The organism is Acinetobacter sp. T63 (assembly GCF_053852345.1).
Genome location: NZ_CM132659.1, coordinates 1,983,686 through 2,010,424, shown reverse-complemented (window position 1 = coordinate 2,010,424; position 26,739 = coordinate 1,983,686). Strand labels below are relative to the sequence as shown.

Annotated in this window: 7 protein-coding genes and 1 pseudogene; 6 read left to right on the top strand and 2 right to left on the bottom strand. The window is 41.7% G+C overall.

Translation table 11 applies throughout. The features are described from left to right. Window positions 1-17 precede the first annotated feature (17 nt). Window positions 18-2,252 carry a type I secretion system permease/ATPase gene (locus ACVLR6_RS09660; protein ID WP_455995093.1) on the top strand — a complete coding sequence of 745 codons (2,235 nt, stop codon included), beginning with the start codon at window positions 18-20 and terminating at the stop codon, window positions 2,250-2,252. A 59-nt stretch (window positions 2,253-2,311) separates the two neighbouring features. Then, window positions 2,312-3,550, top strand: a complete 1,239-nt coding sequence (locus tag ACVLR6_RS09655; protein WP_075167724.1) for an HlyD family type I secretion periplasmic adaptor subunit — start codon at window positions 2,312-2,314, stop codon at window positions 3,548-3,550. A 31-nt stretch (window positions 3,551-3,581) separates the two neighbouring features. Here ACVLR6_RS09655 and ACVLR6_RS09650 read toward each other — a convergent pair whose 3' ends face one another. Both ACVLR6_RS09650 and ACVLR6_RS09645 read right to left on the bottom strand, forming a co-directional pair. Beyond that, entirely contained in the window at window positions 3,582-4,964 is a 1,383-nt protein-coding gene (locus ACVLR6_RS09650) for an IS200/IS605 family accessory protein TnpB-related protein (protein WP_455995092.1), read from the bottom strand. A 297-nt stretch (window positions 4,965-5,261) separates the two neighbouring features. Beyond that, window positions 5,262-6,291: pseudogene (locus tag ACVLR6_RS09645) on the bottom strand (IS701 family transposase). A 63-nt stretch (window positions 6,292-6,354) separates the two neighbouring features. Between ACVLR6_RS09645 and ACVLR6_RS09640 the strand changes: the two are divergent. The 4 genes from ACVLR6_RS09640 to ACVLR6_RS09625 all read left to right on the top strand — a co-directional run bounded on the left by ACVLR6_RS09640 (window position 6,355) and on the right by ACVLR6_RS09625 (window position 26,707). Then, complete coding sequence (locus ACVLR6_RS09640) at window positions 6,355-6,984, top strand: IS1595 family transposase (protein WP_311918438.1); 630 nt, start codon at window positions 6,355-6,357, stop codon at window positions 6,982-6,984. A 220-nt stretch (window positions 6,985-7,204) separates the two neighbouring features. Beyond that, entirely contained in the window at window positions 7,205-8,155 is a 951-nt protein-coding gene (locus ACVLR6_RS09635) for an OmpA family protein (RefSeq protein ID WP_455995091.1), read from the top strand. Window positions 8,156-8,228: 73 nt separating this feature from the next. Then, complete coding sequence (locus tag ACVLR6_RS09630) at window positions 8,229-9,854, top strand: hypothetical protein (RefSeq protein WP_455995090.1); 1,626 nt, start codon at window positions 8,229-8,231, stop codon at window positions 9,852-9,854. Between the two features lie 131 nt (window positions 9,855-9,985). Next, window positions 9,986-26,707, top strand: a complete 16,722-nt coding sequence (locus tag ACVLR6_RS09625) for an Ig-like domain-containing protein (protein WP_455995089.1) — start codon at window positions 9,986-9,988, stop codon at window positions 26,705-26,707. Window positions 26,708-26,739: the final 32 nt, after the last annotated feature.

Here is a 26,739-nt window from a genome sequence, read left to right as displayed (position 1 = left end):
GGGTTGTTAAAACGATCATGAAATCCATCATTGAACATATTGCCTTGGTTACTCAGCTTTTGGGAACGCCTATTTCTGTAGCGACCTTAATGGCACAGGTGACCCATGATCAGAACCTGCAGGTGAATTATCATTCGCTGAGTGAGGTTTTAAAAACCCATGGTTTTGACAACACTTTGGCGCAACGCAGTTTGCAGGATATTCCATCTTTAGCAATGCCTGTAGTGATTGTATTACACGATGAAAATGCAGCTGTCATTACCAAAATTGAAGGGGTGGGTGATGAGCGGGTGTATCAAATTCAGCAGACTGATGGCTTAAAACAACAGCTGACACAAGCCCAACTAAGTGAATTGTATTTGGGATATTGCTGGTTTATTAAGCCCAAATTGGCCAGTGATTTGCGTTCAGAGCTACCTGAATATCACATGCCGAAAGCCTGGTTCTGGAAAGTCATCTGGCGTTTCCGTTTCTATTATTATCAGGTGATTTTAGCAACTTTTATTATCAACTTTTTGGCCTTGGTCAGTTCATTGTATGTGATGAATGTCTATGACCGTGTGATTCCGAATAAATCCTATGAAACGTTATGGGTACTCAGTATTGGGGTAGTTTTAGCCATTCTGTTTGAGTTTGTGGCTAAAATGATTCGTGGGCATTTAACCGATATTGCCGGTAAAAAAGCCGACCTGATCATTAGTTCTGCTATTTTTAGACGGGTGATGAGTCTGGATTTATCGGAAAAGCCTGCGTCATCGGGGGCCTATGCCAATAACTTGCGTGAATTTGAGTCGGTACGTGATTTTATGACCAGCGCCAGTTTATTGGTGTTGGTGGATTTACCGTTCTTATTGCTGTTCATTACGGTCATTTGGCTCATCGCTGGTAAGTTGGCTTTGGTGCCATTAATTCTGATTCCTATTGTGATGCTGGTTGGTTTTTTAGCCCAAGGTCCATTGGCACGTTTTATTAATGAATCAATGCGTGAAGGTGCACAGCGTCAAGGTCTAGCAGTTGAAGCAATTGAAGGGATTGAAACCTTAAAAACCAATAATGCCGCCAGCTGGGCACAAGAAAAGTGGGATTTTTATACCGCCCGTAGTGCAGCATCCAGTATTAAAACCCGTGATTTAAGCAACTTTGTGGTGAATTTCTCTGTCGGGGTTCAACAATTGAATACGGTACTGCTGGTGATTGTCGGTACCTATTTAATTCATAGTCCAGATGCTAATTCTAAAATCACCATGGGTGCCTTGATTGCTGCAGTAATCCTCTCAGGGCGTGCACTGGCACCACTGGCACAAATTGCCAATCTGGCCATTCGCTTCCAGCAAGCCAAAGTCGGCATGCAAGGTTTGCAAAGTATTATTGACCGTAAAATTGAGCGTGACCCAGAACGTGAATACATTAGTCTGGAGCATGTGGCCGGTGAGTTAAATCTGCAACAGGTGAGCTTTAAATATCAGGATGATACGCCAGAGGTGGTCAAAGGCGTGCAATTGCAGCTGAAACCGGGTGAGAAAGTCGGGGTTTTGGGCAAAATTGGCAGTGGTAAAACCACCTTGCTTAAACTGGCCAGTGGTTTGTTAGAGCCGAGTCAGGGCAATATCACTTTGGATGGGGTGGATTTACGCCAACTTGATCCGAATTTTGTGCGTAATCAAATTGCCATGCTGGGACAATCTCCACGGTTGTTTTTAGGCAGTTTACGTGAAAATTTAGATTTGGCACGTCAAGATGGCTTTACAGGCAATCAGGATTTACTCAATGCACTGAAATGCTTTGGTTTAGAGCAGGTGATCCAAAACCATCCTAAAGGTCTGGATATGCCATTGGGTGAAGATGGGCAAGGCTTATCCGGCGGACAAAAACAAATTATTGCGCTGGCCCGTTTAACTTTACGCCATCCTAAAGTGGTGCTGTTAGATGAACCAACCACAGGATTGGATCAGGGCACCGAGCAGAAAGCCCTGAAAGCATTAGGGCAATGGTGTAAAGACAAAACCCTGTTGGTGGTGACACATCGTATGCAGGTGCTGAGTATTGTAGATCGGATTGTGGTGGTGGATCAGGGCAAAATTGTGATGGATGGTCCTCGTGATGCTGTGCTGAAAAAGCTGGCGCACAACGAACAAAAAGCGCGTATGACTGCACCACGCGTGATTCGACCTGCAGGGGCGAGCAGTTCTGCTCAAGTGAGCCAGGCAGTGACCCCAAATTCCGATACTGTAGCCACCTCTGAAAATGGTTAAGCCAACAGTGTGAAGCAAAATACCCCTGTGACATCGCCTGCAATAATTGAGAAAGATGTATGAAAGATAAACAAGCTCCGTCATCTGAGCAGATACATTCCAAAGACCTGAAGCTGGTTAATGATCTGAATGCAGCTTTGCAAAAAGAAAAGCATACAGGGCTGTTTTGGGTGATTGGTTTGCTGTTCGTGTTTTTAGTGGTCTTTGTGATTTGGGCCTATAACAGCACGGTCGAAGAAGTCACGCGTGGACAAGGCAGTGTAATTCCGACTAGCCGTGAACAGATTGTACAAAGTCTTGATCCTGGCACCATTAAAGAGATGCGGGTGCGTGAAGGGGATGTAGTTGAAAAAGGGCAAATTTTATTAACCTTGGACGATACAAGAAGTGCCGCGGTATTACGTGAAAGTGAAGCCAAGGTTGCTAACCTAGAAGCCATGGCGGCACGTTTACGTGCGGAATCTTATGGTACTGCGATACAGTTTCCCGCAGGGATTAGTTTAGACTTACAGCGCCGTGAGCGTGCTGCCTATGAAGCACGACGCCGTGCGGTAGAAGATGCAGTGTCTGGCCTAAGAACCAGCAAGTCGATGCTAGACCGTGAGATAGCTATTACTGCACCAATGGTGGCAGAAGGAGTAATGTCCGAGGTTGAATTGTTACGTATGCGTCGCCAGTCTTCGGACCTGGCCCTGCAAATAGATGACAAACGCAATCAGTATGCAGCAGAAGCCAACAATGAACTGGTACGGATTGAATCTGAACTGGCACAGGCCAAAGAAAATATGGCGATGCGAGCCGACCCGGTAGACCGTAGTTTAATACGCGCACCATTACGGGGGATTGTGAAAAACATTAAAATCAATACGGTCGGTGGTGTGGTTCAGGCGGGACAGGATATTATGGAAATTGTTCCGCTGGATGATAAATTGCTGGTAGAAGCTTATATTCGCCCTCAGGATGTTGCTTTTGTACGTCCAGGTTTAGATGCGATTGTAAAAATTACTGCTTATGACTATTCACTTTATGGTGGACTTGAAGGCAAAGTCACTTTAATCAGTCCAGATACCTTACGTGATAAAACCCGTCCAAGTGAGCTGAATTTGAATCCAGATGAAGCTTACTACCGGATTTTGGTCGAAACTAGCCAGAATGCTTTGACCGATAAAAATGGTCAACCAATGCCGATTATTCCAGGCATGATTGCGAGTGTGGATGTTAAAACTGGTGAAAAAACCATTCTGCAATACCTGATTAAACCGATCACACGAATGAAGCAAGCATTACAGGAGCGCTAAGGCATTATCCTTTCTGTTCCTTAAAATGTATTCAAACATACTCAAGGACTAATTCGCACTCTGTTAATGTCTTGTTGCCAAGCGTGTAACTAGAGCCTGAGTCGGTCAGTTCCGACTTGTAGCGGTCAGTCCGTTCTTGCAATATACGCTTTACAGTTTTGTAAGGCGTATAACGACTTATCTCATTGTCGTTTAATCTTGCAAGCACGTTTCTCGCAGCATTCCAATCAGCTTGCACAACTTCCCCATTGAAACGGTGAAAACGATCTCCCTTACGTGTACCTATTAAAAGGCCATGCAAGAAAGAATCACTTTGCGAAGTATATGCAGAATTGACTAGATGCACCGTAGAACCTCTACGGTGAGATATAGAAGTTAGGGCATTAGCTAACAAACCTTTAGCCCATGTATTTAAGCGTCTATTGGTGTTTTTGCCATAGTTGCGTTTACTTTGAATTGGGGATGTTAAATCTTCCGCAACAATCACTTTGGCTTTATCAACCAACTTGTGAGTTGCTGTAAATATTAATGTTTTGAGCTTTGCTTTTTGAGTATCTTGTCGCTTATCTAGTTTTTTTCGACCTAGATTATTTAACTCAATTTTCTGTTTCTTGTGCGGTTTGGCTTTAGAAATCCCTCTGAGCTTATTTCTACGTTTGTACTTTTGATTTAGGTAGTCTGATTCACTTGAGATCAATTTACTTAAACCATTGCCATATACTTCACCATCAGAATCCACAAAGGCTTCTGAATAACCTTTATCAACACCTACGGTTTCCTGACCACAATCCTGTGTTTCAACTGCATCATAAGTTGAGTGAACTTCAACATTACCGTTTTTTAGAATGATTCTAAGTGTGCCTTGTGGCGCAAAATCAACAGTGGTGTTTAGTGGAATTTTAATGGTTTGTCGAGGGACTAGACTCGGCACTTTAAGCCAACATTGACCATTTAACTCAAAAGTTTTACACATATCCGCACGAACAATAATTTGATTATGTGTGTGATTAACACCATGCTTAAAGTGATTACGCATTTGACGATGGAGGAAATTATCAGTCATCCATTCATCTTTTTTAAGCAAGGTGTATAGTCTTTTTTGTTCATTATTACAGGAGGTGCGTTTTCGGATCGCCTGCTTTACTTTGTCTTTTGATGCTTCTCGATAGGCTTTAATATCACCTATGCAATCACGTAGCGTTTCTTTCCACGCATTTGCAGAAACACCAAAGTCACGACTTTCTTTCATCCACGCATCACGAATAGCTCTGTCACTGATATTCAAACCTGAAATAGCACCATATTTAGCCCACACCTCGCTACGAATACGACCAAGTAAAACAGCTTGTTTCTCAAGCTGTTTGTACTTTTGCACATTCAAGTTTTTACAGTGATGAATGCGTGTTAATTTCACAAAGTCATGCCTAGGTTAAGGGATTGGATAATCAATAGATATGGATGCTAATATACCAAGACACTCACCTAAAATACAAAAGATAATCATTTAAATCTCTAATAAATACCCACCTTGCCACTACTGAGTCGACATAGACAAAATGAGCACTTATGAAAATATTTGTCTATATTTTTAGTTATAGTTAATTACTCTTCTATCATTATGAAGTATATCTAAAATAAGTCAGGTTTTAAGCCTGGCTTTTTTTTATTGACTATTTGTTAATTATTTTATTTTTATAGGACTTACGCACTATTATTTAAAGATTCTCTGTGGTAACAGATGATTTTTATCGAGAATAAAGTCATCAATGAAGCTTTTGATAATTGGTCTAAATAATTTCTTCTGCCAACGATATACATTTTCAAAGATCCGCTCAAACTGGTTCTTTTGTATCTCAACGTAGGCCATCAAGGCTGAAAAAATATGATTCAAAATCAGTTTAGATCGTCTTACCTGAAACTTTTCAATATGACAAACCTGTTTAATAACCAGGTGATATTGCTCTATTTTCCAATGACTTGAATGTAATTCATGAAAACCCTCAAAGGACAATAAATCATCTTCATCTTGATGTACAATATAAAACCTCTGCTGTTCTTTTAACTGAGTCTTAAATAATTGTACAAAGCCAAAATCTTTGAGCCAAACCACTTGACCCTGATGGAAATCTGGCAATAAACGCAGTTGAAACCATTGTCCTTTTTCTGGGGAAACCTTACGGTTACAGTCGATACCAAACATAAATCGAATACCATATTTTCTTATGGTTTTTAGATTTCCAGTCGATGAATACCAACTATCACCTGTAATAAATTGAATCTTTGCACCCCAACTGAGTACTTCACTTAACATATCTATAAAGTAATCATTCTTGGTTTTACTTTCAGATTTGTCATAAATTCGGAAATTAATTGGAATATTTTGACCATTTTGATCTGTCGCATACAAGGTAATGAGATTAATACCCTTGACGGATCGGTGGTGTTTGCCTGACCAAAAATAGCTAACTAAGTCCATATGTTGACTATATGGTTTATCTAAAACAGTATCATCAATACTGACTATAAGTTTATTATTATCAATATGTTGAATTGATTCTTGATATAGGTCGTGAGGTGTGTAGTCTTCACGCTCTAGAAAGCGATACCACACTATCATGCGAGATATTATAAGTCTCGGTAAGTTGTGTGCAGCTAATAGAGTTCGGTTCTGTCATGAGAAAGCCCATATAAATGGGTAATGTACAAGTTGCTGTAGAAGCATGTTTAATTCGTCTGATCACAGATACTTTATAAAGTATTTTAATACTTTTTTTGAATCCGTCAATGCGTAAGTCCTATATAAGATTAAAAAAATTATTCAGTGCTTTTGCATTGATATTCCTGCTTCTAAAACAGCCTTATTGCTTAACTTGAACCGTAATACCATCAACTATTGGTACATGCTTTTTAGAGAAGCAATCTACGATCATCAAACAGATTTAAGAGCAAAGTTTGTAGGTTCTATTGAAGTTGATGAGAGCTATTTTGGAGCAAAAAGACAACGTGGTTTTCATGGGAAATTGAAGCGAGGTCGAGGTACTTTAAAACAACCTGTATTTGGAATATTTGAAAGGAATGGTCGAGTTTATACAGAAATAGTCCCTGATTGTAAAAAGACTACATTACAACAAGTTATCTTAGGTAAAGTTGCACTTGAAAGTGTAATTTATAGTGATGGTTGGCGTGGATACAATGGTTTGGTAGATGTTGGTTACTCAAAGCATTTTAGAGTAAATCATGGAGCGAATGAATTTGCCAGAGGACAATGTCATATAAATGGAATAGAATCATTCTGGAGCTTTTGTAAAAGAAGGCTAGCAAAGTTCAACGGTATATCAAAAGAGTATTTTGATTATCATCTTAAAGAAACAGAATGGCGTTGGATGAGGGAGCCTAATGAGCTAGCAACAGAGTTGTGGGACCTCATTAGGTAAAACTAAGTGCAAATCTGCTAGTCTAGAGCCATATTTAAAAATACAAAAATCTTGAAGAAATTATATTTAATCCTCGATTTTTGTTAGATTTTTATTGTTTTATTTACTATTATGAAAGAGTAATTGTTAATTCTGTCTCAGAAATTATATTTTTGTGGCTTTTGTTTGCAAAACTTAAATCTAGGTTTTAGTAAACTTGTGAAATTCGTGGGGTTTGACGATGGGTGCAAAGAAGCTGGTTAGTATTTTAGGTCTCTCATTGCTGGCAGTCGGTTGTAGTTCAACTGGACAGTTATCTTCTAATGAAAAATGGCGTAACTTCATTCCAAATGCCGCAATTGCAACTGAAAGTTTGACTTCAGAGCAGGTAATGGCAGTATTCATTCGTGAGCCAGGTGCTGTAGAAGGTACGGCAGCGAATATTTTTGTGGAGGGGAAATACCTGACCTCTTTACAATCGGGTGGTTATAAAGCAATTCCGTTATGTGCAATGCCAACCAATATCACTGTGGCATATACTGATATCAACCTAAATTATCCAATCCTGCGTGAGCAAAAAAACACCTTTGATTTGACCAACAATCGCATACATTATTTTTCGGTCATTCAAGCCGATGATCATCAACTGGCTCTTAAGCCTTTAACCGAGCAGCAAGCTCAGCAAGCTCTACAGCATACACAAGAACAAACTCATACTCTGCCTCGCCTAGAACAAAGCAGTATTTGTCCGAAAATAGTGTATCAGCAGGCTCAAGCCCCTCAGCCTGTTGTGAAAAAATACACTTTAGCTGCAAGTGCATTATTTGCCTATGGCAAGGCAGATTCACAAAACCTGTTACCGCAAGGACAGCGCGAGATTGCAGTCATTGCAGCTGAAATCAAAAAAAATGCAGTTCATATTGGACAAATTGCGGTAATTGGTTACACCGATCCTGTTGGTTCAGAAGAATATAACCAGAGACTTTCCTTACAACGTGCACAGACAGTAAGACATCTATTGATTCAGCAAGGTGTGACGAATTCAAATATTTTGGTAGAAGGTCGTGGTGAGCACGAGCTTGTGGTGAGTGATTGTGATGCTCGCTTTGCAAATAATAAAACAGCCAGAGATGAATGTAACTTGCCGAACCGCCGTGTAGAGGTTGTGACATATGGTTTTAAAGCGCAATAAACCAACTTTTCCAGATTTAAATTTTTAAAAACATATTGATGCTTCTTGTTGTAACAAGATTGGGATGATGATTATGCAAAATCAAAATATTACTGTTAAGTTGCACAATGCCAACAAAGTGATTTCAACATTTCAGGCAACAAAAGGACCTGATCAGCCTGTGATTATTGAGGCAAAGAAAAATGTAAACTATGAATTTATTGATGCTGCTACCCAGTTTGCGCCAGAAAATATCAAAACAAAACGTGTCGGCAATGACCTGCATGTGGCTTTTGAAGATGATAGAAAGCATCCATTTGAGACGGATCTGATCATTGAAGATTATTACAATCAAGATGGAACAAGCACCAATTTATTAATTGGTTTGCATGAAAATGGTAGTTATTACGCCTATGTACCAGAAAGTGGTTTACAGGAACATGCGGTCAGTTTGCTCGCAGATGAAGTAGCTGCTGGGCAGGCACTCGGAGGAGAGCCATTGGTTGATGCTGCTTACACTTTTAATCCGTATTGGTTATTAGCACTCATTCCTTTAGCTGGACTGGCCGCGGTTGTAAATAAGGATTCTTCTAAAGGCGATAAGGGGGCAACAGGTGCAGACGGGAAATCTATACTTGATGTACTCATAGAAGCTGGCAAATTGCCACCAAATGCCACTGTCACGGACTTAATTGACTATCTAAAAGGTGCTGATGGCCAGTCTGCATTTGAAGTATGGCAGTCTATCGAAGGCAACGAAGATAAGACTGTTGAAGACTTTATCGAATCTATTACAGGTAAAGACGGTAAAGATGGTCTAAAAGGCGAAGACGGTAAGTCTGCCCTAGAGATCTGGCAATCAATTGAGGGTAACGAGAACAAAACCCTAGAAGACTTCATCGCTTCACTGAAAGGTGAAAAAGGCGATAAGGGTGACAAGGGTGATGCTGGTTTGTCTGCATTTGAAGTATGGCAGTCTATCGAAGGCAACGAAGATAAGACTGTTGAAGACTTTATCGAATCTATTACAGGTAAAGACGGTAAAGATGGTCTAAAAGGCGAAGACGGTAAGTCTGCCCTAGAGATCTGGCAATCAATTGAGGGTAACGAGAACAAAACCCTAGAAGACTTCATCGCTTCACTGAAAGGTGAAAAAGGCGATAAGGGTGACAAGGGTGATGCTGGTTTGTCTGCATTTGAAGTATGGCAGTCTATCGAAGGCAACGAAGATAAGACCTTAGAAGACTTCCTACAATCAATTACTGGTAAAGACGGTGCTGATGGCCAGTCTGCATTTGAAGTATGGCAGTCTATCGAAGGCAACGAAGATAAGACTGTTGAAGACTTTATCGAATCTATTACAGGTAAAGACGGTAAAGATGGTCTAAAAGGCGAAGACGGTAAGTCTGCCCTAGAGATCTGGCAATCAATTGAGGGTAACGAGAACAAAACCCTAGAAGACTTCATCGCTTCACTGAAAGGTGAAAAAGGCGATAAGGGTGACAAGGGTGATGCTGGTTTGTCTGCATTTGAAGTATGGCAGTCTATCGAAGGCAACGAAGATAAGACCTTAGAAGACTTCCTACAATCAATTACTGGTAAAGACGGTGCTGATGGCCAGTCTGCATTTGAAGTATGGCAGTCTATCGAAGGCAACGAAGATAAGACTGTTGAAGACTTTATCGAATCTATTACAGGTAAGACGGTAAAGATGGTCTAAAAGGCGAAGACGGTAAGTCTGCCCTAGAGATCTGGCAATCAATTGAGGGTAACGAGAACAAAACCCTAGAAGACTTCATCGCTTCACTGAAAGGTGAAAAAGGCGATAAGGGTGACAAGGGTGATGCTGGTTTGTCTGCATTTGAAGTATGGCAGTCTATCGAAGGCAACGAAGATAAGACCTTAGAAGACTTCCTACAATCAATTACTGGTAAAGACGGTGCTGATGGCCAGTCTGCATTTGAAGTATGGCAGTCTATCGAAGGCAACGAAGATAAGACTGTTGAAGACTTTATCGAATCTATTACAGGTAAAGACGGTAAAGATGGTCTAAAAGGCGAAGACGGTAAGTCTGCCCTAGAGATCTGGCAATCAATTGAGGGTAACGAGAACAAAACCCTAGAAGACTTCATCGCTTCACTGAAAGGTGAAAAAGGCGATAAGGGTGACAAGGGTGATGCTGGTTTGTCTGCATTTGAAGTATGGCAGTCTATCGAAGGCAACGAAGATAAGACCTTAGAAGACTTCCTACAATCAATTACTGGTAAAGACGGTGCTGATGGCCAGTCTGCATTTGAAGTATGGCAGTCTATCGAAGGCAACGAAGATAAGACTGTTGAAGACTTTATCGAATCTATTACAGGTAAAGACGGTAAAGATGGTCTAAAAGGCGAAGACGGTAAGTCTGCCCTAGAGATCTGGCAATCAATTGAGGGTAACGAGAACAAAACCCTAGAAGACTTCATCGCTTCACTGAAAGGTGAAAAAGGCGATAAGGGTGACAAGGGTGATGCTGGTTTGTCTGCATTTGAAGTATGGCAGTCTATCGAAGGCAACGAAGATAAGACCTTAGAAGACTTCCTACAATCAATTACTGGTAAAGACGGTGCTGATGGCCAGTCTGCATTTGAAGTATGGCAGTCTATCGAAGGCAACGAAGATAAGACTGTTGAAGACTTTATCGAATCTATTACAGGTAAAGACGGTAAAGATGGTCTAAAAGGCGAAGACGGTAAGTCTGCCCTAGAGATCTGGCAATCAATTGAGGGTAACGAGAACAAAACCCTAGAAGACTTCATCGCTTCACTGAAAGGTGAAAAAGGCGATAAGGGTGACAAGGGTGATGCTGGTTTGTCTGCATTTGAAGTATGGCAGTCTATCGAAGGCAACGAAGATAAGACCTTAGAAGACTTCCTACAATCAATTACTGGTAAAGACGGTGCTGATGGCCAGTCTGCATTTGAAGTATGGCAGTCTATCGAAGGCAACGAAGATAAGACTGTTGAAGACTTTATCGAATCTATTACAGGTAAAGACGGTAAAGATGGTCTAAAAGGCGAAGACGGTAAGTCTGCCCTAGAGATCTGGCAATCAATTGAGGGTAACGAGAACAAAACCCTAGAAGACTTCATCGCTTCACTGAAAGGTGAAAAAGGCGATAAGGGTGACAAGGGTGATGCTGGTTTGTCTGCATTTGAAGTATGGCAGTCTATCGAAGGCAACGAAGATAAGACCTTAGAAGACTTCCTACAATCAATTACTGGTAAAGACGGTGCTGATGGCCAGTCTGCATTTGAAGTATGGCAGTCTATCGAAGGCAACGAAGATAAGACTGTTGAAGACTTTATCGAATCTATTACAGGTAAAGACGGTAAAGATGGTCTAAAAGGCGAAGACGGTAAGTCTGCCCTAGAGATCTGGCAATCAATTGAGGGTAACGAGAACAAAACCCTAGAAGACTTCATCGCTTCACTGAAAGGTGAAAAAGGCGATAAGGGTGACAAGGGTGATGCTGGTTTGTCTGCATTTGAAGTATGGCAGTCTATCGAAGGCAACGAAGATAAGACCTTAGAAGACTTCCTACAATCAATTACTGGTAAAGACGGTGCTGATGGCCAGTCTGCATTTGAAGTATGGCAGTCTATCGAAGGCAACGAAGATAAGACTGTTGAAGACTTTATCGAATCTATTACAGGTAAAGACGGTAAAGATGGTCTAAAAGGCGAAGACGGTAAGTCTGCCCTAGAGATCTGGCAATCAATTGAGGGTAACGAGAACAAAACCCTAGAAGACTTCATCGCTTCACTGAAAGGTGAAAAAGGCGATAAGGGTGACAAGGGTGATGCTGGTTTGTCTGCATTTGAAGTATGGCAGTCTATCGAAGGCAACGAAGATAAGACCTTAGAAGACTTCCTACAATCAATTACTGGTAAAGACGGTGCTGATGGCCAGTCTGCATTTGAAGTATGGCAGTCTATCGAAGGCAACGAAGATAAGACTGTTGAAGACTTTATCGAATCTATTACAGGTAAAGACGGTAAAGATGGTCTAAAAGGCGAAGACGGTAAGTCTGCCCTAGAGATCTGGCAATCAATTGAGGGTAACGAGAACAAAACCCTAGAAGACTTCATCGCTTCACTGAAAGGTGAAAAAGGCGATAAGGGTGACAAGGGTGATGCTGGTTTGTCTGCATTTGAAGTATGGCAGTCTATCGAAGGCAACGAAGATAAGACCTTAGAAGACTTCCTACAATCAATTACTGGTAAAGACGGTGCTGATGGCCAGTCTGCATTTGAAGTATGGCAGTCTATCGAAGGCAACGAAGATAAGACTGTTGAAGACTTTATCGAATCTATTACAGGTAAAGACGGTAAAGATGGTCTAAAAGGCGAAGACGGTAAGTCTGCCCTAGAGATCTGGCAATCAATTGAGGGTAACGAGAACAAAACCCTAGAAGACTTCATCGCTTCACTGAAAGGTGAAAAAGGCGATAAGGGTGACAAGGGTGATGCTGGTTTGTCTGCATTTGAAGTATGGCAGTCTATCGAAGGCAACGAAGATAAGACCTTAGAAGACTTCCTACAATCAATTACTGGTAAAGACGGTGCTGATGGCCAGTCTGCATTTGAAGTATGGCAGTCTATCGAAGGCAACGAAGATAAGACTGTTGAAGACTTTATCGAATCTATTACAGGTAAAGACGGTAAAGATGGTCTAAAAGGCGAAGACGGTAAGTCTGCCCTAGAGATCTGGCAATCAATTGAGGGTAACGAGAACAAAACCCTAGAAGACTTCATCGCTTCACTGAAAGGTGAAAAAGGCGATAAGGGTGACAAGGGTGATGCTGGTTTGTCTGCATTTGAAGTATGGCAGTCTATCGAAGGCAACGAAGATAAGACTGTTGAAGACTTTATCGAATCTATTACAGGTAAAGACGGTAAAGATGGTCTAAAAGGCGAAGACGGTAAGTCTGCCCTAGAGATCTGGCAATCAATTGAGGGTAACGAGAACAAAACCCTAGAAGACTTCATCGCTTCACTGAAAGGTGAAAAAGGCGATAAGGGTGACAAGGGTGATGCTGGTTTGTCTGCATTTGAAGTATGGCAGTCTATCGAAGGCAACGAAGATAAGACCTTAGAAGACTTCCTACAATCAATTACTGGTAAAGACGGTGCTGATGGCCAGTCTGCATTTGAAGTATGGCAGTCTATCGAAGGCAACGAAGATAAGACTGTTGAAGACTTTATCGAATCTATTACAGGTAAAGACGGTAAAGATGGTCTAAAAGGCGAAGACGGTAAGTCTGCCCTAGAGATCTGGCAATCAATTGAGGGTAACGAGAACAAAACCCTAGAAGACTTCATCGCTTCACTGAAAGGTGAAAAAGGCGATAAGGGTGACAAGGGTGATGCTGGTTTGTCTGCATTTGAAGTATGGCAGTCTATCGAAGGCAACGAAGATAAGACCTTAGAAGACTTCCTACAATCAATTACTGGTAAAGACGGTGCTGATGGCCAGTCTGCATTTGAAGTATGGCAGTCTATCGAAGGCAACGAAGATAAGACTGTTGAAGACTTTATCGAATCTATTACAGGTAAAGACGGTAAAGATGGTCTAAAAGGCGAAGACGGTAAGTCTGCCCTAGAGATCTGGCAATCAATTGAGGGTAACGAGAACAAAACCCTAGAAGACTTCATCGCTTCACTGAAAGGTGAAAAAGGCGATAAGGGTGACAAGGGTGATGCTGGTTTGTCTGCATTTGAAGTATGGCAGTCTATCGAAGGCAACGAAGATAAGACCTTAGAAGACTTCCTACAATCAATTACTGGTAAAGACGGTGCTGATGGCCAGTCTGCATTTGAAGTATGGCAGTCTATCGAAGGCAACGAAGATAAGACTGTTGAAGACTTTATCGAATCTATTACAGGTAAAGACGGTAAAGATGGTCTAAAAGGCGAAGACGGTAAGTCTGCCCTAGAGATCTGGCAATCAATTGAGGGTAACGAGAACAAAACCCTAGAAGACTTCATCGCTTCACTGAAAGGTGAAAAAGGCGATAAGGGTGACAAGGGTGATGCTGGTTTGTCTGCATTTGAAGTATGGCAGTCTATCGAAGGCAACGAAGATAAGACCTTAGAAGACTTCCTACAATCAATTACTGGTAAAGACGGTGCTGATGGCCAGTCTGCATTTGAAGTATGGCAGTCTATCGAAGGCAACGAAGATAAGACTGTTGAAGACTTTATCGAATCTATTACAGGTAAAGACGGTAAAGATGGTCTAAAAGGCGAAGACGGTAAGTCTGCCCTAGAGATCTGGCAATCAATTGAGGGTAACGAGAACAAAACCCTAGAAGACTTCATCGCTTCACTGAAAGGTGAAAAAGGCGATAAGGGTGACAAGGGTGATGCTGGTTTGTCTGCATTTGAAGTATGGCAGTCTATCGAAGGCAACGAAGATAAGACCTTAGAAGACTTCCTACAATCAATTACTGGTAAAGACGGTGCTGATGGCCAGTCTGCATTTGAAGTATGGCAGTCTATCGAAGGCAACGAAGATAAGACTGTTGAAGACTTTATCGAATCTATTACAGGTAAAGACGGTAAAGATGGTCTAAAAGGCGAAGACGGTAAGTCTGCCCTAGAGATCTGGCAATCAATTGAGGGTAACGAGAACAAAACCCTAGAAGACTTCATCGCTTCACTGAAAGGTGAAAAAGGCGATAAGGGTGACAAGGGTGATGCTGGTTTGTCTGCATTTGAAGTATGGCAGTCTATCGAAGGCAACGAAGATAAGACCTTAGAAGACTTCCTACAATCAATTACTGGTAAAGACGGTGCTGATGGCCAGTCTGCATTTGAAGTATGGCAGTCTATCGAAGGCAACGAAGATAAGACTGTTGAAGACTTTATCGAATCTATTACAGGTAAAGACGGTAAAGATGGTCTAAAAGGCGAAGACGGTAAGTCTGCCCTAGAGATCTGGCAATCAATTGAGGGTAACGAGAACAAAACCCTAGAAGACTTCATCGCTTCACTGAAAGGTGAAAAAGGCGATAAGGGTGACAAGGGTGATGCTGGTTTGTCTGCATTTGAAGTATGGCAGTCTATCGAAGGCAACGAAGATAAGACCTTAGAAGACTTCCTACAATCAATTACTGGTAAAGACGGTGCTGATGGCCAGTCTGCATTTGAAGTATGGCAGTCTATCGAAGGCAACGAAGATAAGACTGTTGAAGACTTTATCGAATCTATTACAGGTAAAGACGGTAAAGATGGTCTAAAAGGCGAAGACGGTAAGTCTGCCCTAGAGATCTGGCAATCAATTGAGGGTAACGAGAACAAAACCCTAGAAGACTTCATCGCTTCACTGAAAGGTGAAAAAGGCGATAAGGGTGACAAGGGTGATGCTGGTTTGTCTGCATTTGAAGTATGGCAGTCTATCGAAGGCAACGAAGATAAGACCTTAGAAGACTTCCTACAATCAATTACTGGTAAAGACGGTGCTGATGGCCAGTCTGCATTTGAAGTATGGCAGTCTATCGAAGGCAACGAAGATAAGACTGTTGAAGACTTTATCGAATCTATTACAGGTAAAGACGGTAAAGATGGTCTAAAAGGCGAAGACGGTAAGTCTGCCCTAGAGATCTGGCAATCAATTGAGGGTAACGAGAACAAAACCCTAGAAGACTTCATCGCTTCACTGAAAGGTGAAAAAGGCGATAAGGGTGACAAGGGTGATGCTGGTTTGTCTGCATTTGAAGTATGGCAGTCTATCGAAGGCAACGAAGATAAGACCTTAGAAGACTTCCTACAATCAATTACTGGTAAAGACGGTGCTGATGGCCAGTCTGCATTTGAAGTATGGCAGTCTATCGAAGGCAACGAAGATAAGACTGTTGAAGACTTTATCGAATCTATTACAGGTAAAGACGGTAAAGATGGTCTAAAAGGCGAAGACGGTAAGTCTGCCCTAGAGATCTGGCAATCAATTGAGGGTAACGAGAACAAAACCCTAGAAGACTTCATCGCTTCACTGAAAGGTGAAAAAGGCGATAAGGGTGACAAGGGTGATGCTGGTTTGTCTGCATTTGAAGTATGGCAGTCTATCGAAGGCAACGAAGATAAGACCTTAGAAGACTTCCTACAATCAATTACTGGTAAAGACGGTGCTGATGGCCAGTCTGCATTTGAAGTATGGCAGTCTATCGAAGGCAACGAAGATAAGACTGTTGAAGACTTTATCGAATCTATTACAGGTAAAGACGGTAAAGATGGTCTAAAAGGCGAAGACGGTAAGTCTGCCCTAGAGATCTGGCAATCAATTGAGGGTAACGAGAACAAAACCCTAGAAGACTTCATCGCTTCACTGAAAGGTGAAAAAGGCGATAAGGGTGACAAGGGTGATGCTGGTTTGTCTGCATTTGAAGTATGGCAGTCTATCGAAGGCAACGAAGATAAGACCTTAGAAGACTTCCTACAATCAATTACTGGTAAAGACGGTGCTGATGGCCAGTCTGCATTTGAAGTATGGCAGTCTATCGAAGGCAACGAAGATAAGACTGTTGAAGACTTTATCGAATCTATTACAGGTAAAGACGGTAAAGATGGTCTAAAAGGCGAAGACGGTAAGTCTGCCCTAGAGATCTGGCAATCAATTGAGGGTAACGAGAACAAAACCCTAGAAGACTTCATCGCTTCACTGAAAGGTGAAAAAGGCGATAAGGGTGACAAGGGTGATGCTGGTTTGTCTGCATTTGAAGTATGGCAGTCTATCGAAGGCAACGAAGATAAGACCTTAGAAGACTTCCTACAATCAATTACTGGTAAAGACGGTGCTGATGGCCAGTCTGCATTTGAAGTATGGCAGTCTATCGAAGGCAACGAAGATAAGACTGTTGAAGACTTTATCGAATCTATTACAGGTAAAGACGGTAAAGATGGTCTAAAAGGCGAAGACGGTAAGTCTGCCCTAGAGATCTGGCAATCAATTGAGGGTAACGAGAACAAAACCCTAGAAGACTTCATCGCTTCACTGAAAGGTGAAAAAGGCGATAAGGGTGACAAGGGTGATGCTGGTTTGTCTGCATTTGAAGTATGGCAGTCTATCGAAGGCAACGAAGATAAGACCTTAGAAGACTTCCTACAATCAATTACTGGTAAAGACGGTGCTGATGGCCAGTCTGCATTTGAAGTATGGCAGTCTATCGAAGGCAACGAAGATAAGACTGTTGAAGACTTTATCGAATCTATTACAGGTAAAGACGGTAAAGATGGTCTAAAAGGCGAAGACGGTAAGTCTGCCCTAGAGATCTGGCAATCAATTGAGGGTAACGAGAACAAAACCCTAGAAGACTTCATCGCTTCACTGAAAGGTGAAAAAGGCGATAAGGGTGACAAGGGTGATGCTGGTTTGTCTGCATTTGAAGTATGGCAGTCTATCGAAGGCAACGAAGATAAGACCTTAGAAGACTTCCTACAATCAATTACTGGTAAAGACGGTGCTGATGGCCAGTCTGCATTTGAAGTATGGCAGTCTATCGAAGGCAACGAAGATAAGACTGTTGAAGACTTTATCGAATCTATTACAGGTAAAGACGGTAAAGATGGTCTAAAAGGCGAAGACGGTAAGTCTGCCCTAGAGATCTGGCAATCAATTGAGGGTAACGAGAACAAAACCCTAGAAGACTTCATCGCTTCACTGAAAGGTGAAAAAGGCGATAAGGGTGACAAGGGTGATGCTGGTTTGTCTGCATTTGAAGTATGGCAGTCTATCGAAGGCAACGAAGATAAGACCTTAGAAGACTTCCTACAATCAATTACTGGTAAAGACGGTGCTGATGGCCAGTCTGCATTTGAAGTATGGCAGTCTATCGAAGGCAACGAAGATAAGACTGTTGAAGACTTTATCGAATCTATTACAGGTAAAGACGGTAAAGATGGTCTAAAAGGCGAAGACGGTAAGTCTGCCCTAGAGATCTGGCAATCAATTGAGGGTAACGAGAACAAAACCCTAGAAGACTTCATCGCTTCACTGAAAGGTGAAAAAGGCGATAAGGGTGACAAGGGTGATGCTGGTTTGTCTGCATTTGAAGTATGGCAGTCTATCGAAGGCAACGAAGATAAGACCTTAGAAGACTTCCTACAATCAATTACTGGTAAAGACGGTGCTGATGGCCAGTCTGCATTTGAAGTATGGCAGTCTATCGAAGGCAACGAAGATAAGACTGTTGAAGACTTTATCGAATCTATTACAGGTAAAGACGGTAAAGATGGTCTAAAAGGCGAAGACGGTAAGTCTGCCCTAGAGATCTGGCAATCAATTGAGGGTAACGAGAACAAAACCCTAGAAGACTTCATCGCTTCACTGAAAGGTGAAAAAGGCGATAAGGGTGACAAGGGTGATGCTGGTTTGTCTGCATTTGAAGTATGGCAGTCTATCGAAGGCAACGAAGATAAGACCTTAGAAGACTTCCTACAATCAATTACTGGTAAAGACGGTGCTGATGGCCAGTCTGCATTTGAAGTATGGCAGTCTATCGAAGGCAACGAAGATAAGACTGTTGAAGACTTTATCGAATCTATTACAGGTAAAGACGGTAAAGATGGTCTAAAAGGCGAAGACGGTAAGTCTGCCCTAGAGATCTGGCAATCAATTGAGGGTAACGAGAACAAAACCCTAGAAGACTTCATCGCTTCACTGAAAGGTGAAAAAGGCGATAAGGGTGACAAGGGTGATGCTGGTTTGTCTGCATTTGAAGTATGGCAGTCTATCGAAGGCAACGAAGATAAGACCTTAGAAGACTTCCTACAATCAATTACTGGTAAAGACGGTGCTGATGGCCAGTCTGCATTTGAAGTATGGCAGTCTATCGAAGGCAACGAAGATAAGACTGTTGAAGACTTTATCGAATCTATTACAGGTAAAGACGGTAAAGATGGTCTAAAAGGCGAAGACGGTAAGTCTGCCCTAGAGATCTGGCAATCAATTGAGGGTAACGAGAACAAAACCCTAGAAGACTTCATCGCTTCACTGAAAGGTGAAAAAGGCGATAAGGGTGACAAGGGTGATGCTGGTTTGTCTGCATTTGAAGTATGGCAGTCTATCGAAGGCAACGAAGATAAGACCTTAGAAGACTTCCTACAATCAATTACTGGTAAAGACGGTGCTGATGGCCAGTCTGCATTTGAAGTATGGCAGTCTATCGAAGGCAACGAAGATAAGACTGTTGAAGACTTTATCGAATCTATTACAGGTAAAGACGGTAAAGATGGTCTAAAAGGCGAAGACGGTAAGTCTGCCCTAGAGATCTGGCAATCAATTGAGGGTAACGAGAACAAAACCCTAGAAGACTTCATCGCTTCACTGAAAGGTGAAAAAGGCGATAAGGGTGACAAGGGTGATGCTGGTTTGTCTGCATTTGAAGTATGGCAGTCTATCGAAGGCAACGAAGATAAGACCTTAGAAGACTTCCTACAATCAATTACTGGTAAAGACGGTGCTGATGGCCAGTCTGCATTTGAAGTATGGCAGTCTATCGAAGGCAACGAAGATAAGACTGTTGAAGACTTTATCGAATCTATTACAGGTAAAGACGGTAAAGATGGTCTAAAAGGCGAAGACGGTAAGTCTGCCCTAGAGATCTGGCAATCAATTGAGGGTAACGAGAACAAAACCCTAGAAGACTTCATCGCTTCACTGAAAGGTGAAAAAGGCGATAAGGGTGACAAGGGTGATGCTGGTTTGTCTGCATTTGAAGTATGGCAGTCTATCGAAGGCAACGAAGATAAGACCTTAGAAGACTTCCTACAATCAATTACTGGTAAAGACGGTGCTGATGGCGTAGATGGACTATCTGCGTATGACGTTTATGTGATAAATGCAGGTGGTTTAACTGAAGCACAGTGGTCAGCCCAGGATCCAGCACCGACAGGCACATATGCGGATTACTTGGCAGCTGAATCGTTGATGGACGAAGCGGCATGGCTGGCTTCATTAAACGGTAGCGATGGCAAAGACGCCTACGTCCTTACAAAACCAGTAATCACAGAAAACTCTGAAATGACCTTAGCTGGTACAGCAAAAGTTGGAGAAACTGTTGTAATTCTTGATGGGTCAGGAAATGTGATTGAGCAAATTCTTGTTGAAGATGGCACATTCACAATTTCACCAAATCCTTTAGCAGGGGAAATCGGTTCAATTTATGTAACAAATGCACTAGGTGAAATTTCTGATAGCTTTACGTTAGTGGGAGCCGCTGATACGACAGCACCAGATTTACCAGTCATTTTGCTAAATGATGAAACGCAGTTAAGTGGTACAGCAGAACCAAACGCGAAAGTTATTGTGATTGCAGATGGTCAGGCATATGAAACAACTGTTGGTCCAGATGGTACTTGGAGTTTTGCGGACATAAATGGACCATTTAATCCTCTAGTAAAAGAAGGTGTAAGTGCAGCTATCATTTATGCTGAAGACAGTGCAGGTAATGATAGTGATCCATCACTTGTATTTATTTCAGAAAATACAGCCTTAGTCGATCTAATTGAATCCGTGGTTGTAGTAGATGACTTGAATGCTGATGATGTCATTAATGCATTTGAATTAGGCAATGATGGTCAAATTCAGCTTGATGTTAAGCTGGGAATTGATGCTGCTGTAGGTGACTTGATTTCAGTCAATGGTTATAACTATGTCTTGAATCAAACAGATATAGATGCCACGAAAATCACAGTATCAGTCAATGCACGTGAAGGTGAAAATATTCTTGTGGTAACGGGCATTAATGCTACGGGTCAAACAGAACGTCTTCAAGATAGTATCTTGGTGGATACTACAGCAGGTACAGTTACCTTAGACAGCGTTCAGCCTTTAGATACACTTCTTTTAAGCGAAATTTTGCTTAATGACATGTTCATCAATGTGCTTGAGTCTACAGAGACTGTCAAACTTATAGGCACCGCAGAACCTGGCTCAACACTCAATATTAAAGTTGAGGGGATTACATCACCATTCACAACAACTGCTGATTCAACTGGTCAATGGTCAATTGATTTAACTCCTGAACAATTGGCTGCGTTAACTGATGGTGAAATTTCAGTGACGGGTACGGCAACCGATCTAGCAGGTAATACTGCTGAACTTGTGGATAATGTGACTTTAGATACACAAGCTCCAAGTGTAGCCATTACTATCTTAGAAAATGGCATTGTAACCGTTACACCTACAGAGCCATTGTATTTAAATAATACACAAGCAACGTTAAATGATATTGCGGCAAAATTGGGAGCTTCGGTTGAAGGTAATTTTGACGTTGTAGGTGGTCAAATTCAGTTCACACCAACTGACGCTTATTATGGTGATATCACAGTAACTTTACCTGCTGATGCATTTACTGATTTGGCGGGGAACCCTGCCGGAGCTGCTACGGCTACGGACTTAATCAATTTTGCTGATGCTCCGACTGTGCTCATTACTTCAGATAACTATTCGGTTGTCGCAGGTCAAACAACTTTAATTACCTTTACTTTCTCAGAGTTGGTGAATGGTTTTGAGTTGTCTGATGCTAGTACAAATGGCGCAGGTACACTGTCTAATCTGACTCAGGATTTAAATAATCCACGAGTGTATACGGCGATTTTTACACCGACTGTAACTGATGCCTTAGAGGCAAATATTACTGTTGCTGCGGGCAGTTATGTCAGTGCAACGACAGGTAAACTGGGTGAAGCAGGCCAGCTGCAACAACTTGTGGGTGGTGTATACGAAAATACGAACATTACGGGCGATACGCAAGTTCCAGATGCTCCGACAGTAAGTCTTGCAACTGATACTGGAGTATCAGGTAGCGATGGTATTACTTCCGATGCAACTGTAAATGTAGGTATTACAGCGGGTAATACGTGGCGTTATAGTACTGATGGTGGGAATACTTGGTCTGCTACATGGCTTGATTCAACTACAAACTCATTTGAATTACCAAATGATCGTTTCTATCCTGTGGATAGCATTATTGTTGAACAACGTGATTCTGCGGGTAATGTCAGTCAAGGTGTTTTAGCGCAAGATGTGACTTTGGATACCTCTACTAGTATCACAGTCACAAGTCCAACACAGATCACAAGCTATGACAAAGCAAATGGTTATGTAGTTCAAGGTACAGCTGAACCAAATAGTACAGTTACTTTTACAGTCGAGGGTATTGCTAAAACCTTTGAGACAACCACAGACGTAACTGGTCATTGGACTCAATTAATTAGTCCACCAGATTCTACAACTACAGCGGATGGGGATGCAGATACAACCATCACGATTACAGCGACAGCAACGGATATTGCAGGTAATACAGCGACTGTTACGGAAACGAATATTGCTTCCTTAACAGTAGCCGATGCGATTTATGTAATTGCAGGTGATGACATTATTAATGGGCAAGAAGCAAGCGATGGAGAGTCGATTATTGGTATATCTGATATAACAGCATTTGCTGATATAACAGATTATGGGGTTATTTACAGTCTTGATGAAAATGGTGCTCGTGTAAATAGTCCTGTATATACGTTTACAACTGGTTCTGGAGGTACGTCTCAAAATTGGACAGCATCGTTGACTCTGGGTCAAATCGAAGAGTGGGGTAATGGCCAATATGAAGTTGTATTATTTGATAACCGTAGTGGGCTAGGAACTACATCAAGTCCTTTTACTTACAGTAATGAGGTTGCTTCACGTAAGTTTACGATAGACCTTGGTTTAGACCCTCTCGCATATATTGTTTCAGATGATGATGGTGCGCTTACTCCTATCGGAACTGCTTATACCACCAATGACTCAACACCAACTTGGTCGGGTACAGCTGAACCAGATTCAGCTATTGAGATTTTAATTGAGGGAGAAATAGTTGCCTCTGCTATAGCTGATGCAGAGGGTAACTGGACAGCTGCAGCAAATCAGACACTTGCAGATGGCATCCATAACGTTAGCATCAAGAATACCGATTTAGCAGAGAATACTCGTACAGATAGTCAACATACAATCAAGGTTGATACTGTTGCACCAGTCATCAGCATTGATCAGCCAATCGCAGGGGACAATGTCTTAACCGCTATTGAAGCAGATCAAGGTCTGACAATTACAGGTACAGCAGAAGGTGCAGAAGTCGGTGAAACAGTGACTGTTACGGTGGAAGATGAAACGCTTACCACAACGGTAGCGCTTGATCCTGAAACAGCATTACCTATTTGGAGCTTAACTTTAACACCAGAACAATTATCTTCACTGCCATTAACAGATCTTCAGGTACTAGATATTAGTGCCACTGTTACTGACAAAGCAGGCAATGTTTCTGAACCAGATACTGCAACAGTGACTTATAAACTTGCAGATACGGATGTTCTAAATACAGTTGTTGAACTTTCAGAAGCTGGCTTATTAAATACTGACACAATTTCTGCATCAGGTGAAATTATTGGCTGGCCAAGTGGTACTAGTACTGCATATTTAGAAGCACCTGCGACTGAATTGTATGTCAATGGCACACCGATTAGCTGGACCGGTCAAAATACTCAGGAATTAATTGGTAGCGCGGATGGTGTAGAAGTTATTCGTATTACCCTCAATGATGCGGGTGAATACACAGTAACCATAAGTCAAGCGATTGAACATGGTGAACCAAGCACAGTAACTGATGATAAGTTAGCCTTTGATGTCCGGGTGAACTTTGCTAACGCACGTGGTGATGTGACTCAGTCACAATACATTACGGTGAATGTGACAGATGATGTGCCAGTTCTTGCTGCAGATCGTACTGAAGCGTTAAGCAATGCGTATGTTGTTGAAGGTAACGCCCTTGTTAAAACCAGTGCAGATGGTATTACAACTGCTGAAATTAATGTAGATGGCACAATCTTCAAAATTGATTATGAGAATCAGAGTATTACTCAAACAGCAACGGGCACTGCAGACAAAGTCTTGGCATATAACCATATTCCTGCAGTAGAGGGTGCGGGTCAGATTTTAATTACTACAGAGCGTGGTGAATTAATTAAGTTTGACTTAGATACAGGCGCTTACCAATACAGTATTTTTGCACCATTACCAGGAGATTATTTAACCGCTGTACATGTTGCGGTGAGCTTAGGTGGTTCAAATACCTTGTTAGGTGCACTCAATGTTGACGTTGCAGGCTTGCTTGAGTTTGAAAATAGCCAACTGTTTGCTGTACAAGGTGATGGTATTTATGCTGTTAAAATTGCTTTGGGTGATGTTGTTAATGTAGGCGGTTTATTAGGTAGTTTACTCGCTGATCCGAAAAAGTTCAGCTATAACACAATTTTGGCAAATGAATTCGGTTTCAATATCACTTTAACATCCGCTGTTTTAGGTATTGGTCAGGCGACATTAGAGATTAAAGCTCAGAATAATCAGCCATTAGATACCTTTAAAGTTAATCAACTACTTAGTACGGTGGGTATTCAAGGTGGTCTTTCAGAACTATTAAATGTTGGTATTCTTCCTTGGACTTCTATTACAGCTTATGCTCAGGATGGAGCTACGCTTGCTACGAAAGAATCAGTGGAATTAGCAAATGTTGGCTTACTCAATGATTTGTTATCTGGTGAAACGGTTTCTACCATTTTGGTTGATAGTGCTGGACGTGGTTCAACCTTAACTAAAGATGGTGCATTAGAAGCGTGGTCTATTTATGGCTTAGACGGTGCCGATAAAATCTATGGTGGAAATGAAGGTGACCACTTATATGGTGGGAACGGTAATGACCTCATAATGGGTAACGAAGGCGACGACTATATCATTGGTGGTCGTGGTCACGATATTTTATATGGTGGTGAAGGGTCGGATACTTTCCGTTGGGAAAAAGGTGATCAGGTCATGACCATTGGTATTGCGACAGACATCATTAAAGACTTCAATGCAGACTCAGCAGTATTGGGCGGTGACATTCTGGACCTGAAAGGTCTGCTCAATGGTGGTGGTCGTTTAGGATTTATGCCAGGTAACCTGACCAATTATTTACATTTCAGTTATGACGAAGTTAATGATCAAACTATTATTCAGATTAGTACTGAAGGAGAGTTTGTCGGTGGTTATCAGGAAGCATCACATACTCACTTAGTGGATCAAGTAATCGTGCTTGAGGGTGTTAATTTATTTAAATCGACTCCTTCACAAACTACTGCCGACTTACACTCAGATTATGAGGTGATTCAAAATCTGATTGCACAAGGCAAGTTGGATGTGGCATTGGTTGATCAAGTGATTGGTAGTAATTCAACTGACATTGATCTAAGTGTGACCGATACAGATGGTGATAGCGACACTACAGCAATCACATTTGATACAACTGAGTTAGTGCCGTTTGGCTATAACCCAGACAACCAAGCGCCATGGGTATTTGGTAAAAATACCTCTTTACTTGGTTTGGTTGGTCTAGATGTATTAAGTGTGATTAACTTAGGTGAGCAAGATATTTTTGTGTATGACATCAATAATGATTTACGCAAAGTAGAACTTGAGTTCCAACAAATTGTAGCGGTCAATGTAACGAAACCAACATTTGGCTGGTCAGCAAGACTTGCACAAGAGCTGGGTCTAAAAGTTGAAGTCATCGAAAATGAAGGTGTTCTAGGGCTTATTGCGCCAACAACGACCTTACGTATCACTAGTGCGAGTACAGAACTAAATATTAGCAATAGTGCGATTAACCAGCTTTTAGCCACTGTTAAAATTGGGGTTCAAGAGGGTGATCTTGGAATTGTAAATGGCGATCTACTCAGCTTAGACGTTATTAATACCATGCAAATCCGTGCAACAGACAGCCATGATTTGACCACAACAGAAACGATGGGCAAGTTACTCGACTTAGATTTGGCGACAACCAGCTATCGTTTAAATGGTGACGTGAATTTGGTTGAAGGAACCGATGAAAGCGACACAAATCTGGATCAGTCAGCAGCAAGTGGGTCAGTATTAATCTATGGTTACAATGGCGATGATACAATCACAGGCAGTGCATATAATGATGTGATTTACGGTGGCATAGGCAATGATGTCATTCATGGCGGTGCTGGCAATGACCTGATTTATGGTGGTGCAGGTGATGACACGATTCATGGTGGTTCTGGACTTAACATCTTAAATGGCGGTGCGGGTGCAGATACATTTGTATCTACAAGCGGCGCTCAAGATGTAGTGATCTACGATTTACAGGCGAATGATGCAACAGGTGGACATGGTCAAGATACCTGGAATGGCTTTAAAGTCGCTAATGTGGCTTTTGACACAGATGCAGATATGCTTGATCTTTCAGAATTGATTGCAGATTCATTTGATGAGGCGCACGCTCAGTCGCTTTTAGAAAATGACGCAACTGCTTATTTCAGTTATATGGCACAGTTCATTCAGTTAGAACAGGTTGCTGATGGTAGTACAATCAATACGTTAGTGAAGGTCGATCGTGATGGAAGTGGAGAGGCATTCTCTGCTACATCACTAGTAACTTTAACGGGTGTCGCTACTAATCTTGAGCAATTACTGCAAAATGGACAAATTTTGTATTAAGTTTTAAAAATCTGACCAAACCCAGGAAGTAT

Excerpts from the sequence above, each read along its gene's own strand:
- ACVLR6_RS09630 (WP_455995090.1), top strand. The coding sequence starts at position 8,229 with ATGCAAAATCAAAATATTACTGTTAAGTTGCACAATGCCAACAAAGTG.
- ACVLR6_RS09660 (WP_455995093.1), top strand. The coding sequence starts at position 18 with ATGAAATCCATCATTGAACATATTGCCTTGGTTACTCAGCTTTTGGGA.
- ACVLR6_RS09635 (WP_455995091.1), top strand. The coding sequence starts at position 7,205 with ATGGGTGCAAAGAAGCTGGTTAGTATTTTAGGTCTCTCATTGCTGGCA.
- ACVLR6_RS09655 (WP_075167724.1), top strand. The coding sequence starts at position 2,312 with ATGAAAGATAAACAAGCTCCGTCATCTGAGCAGATACATTCCAAAGAC.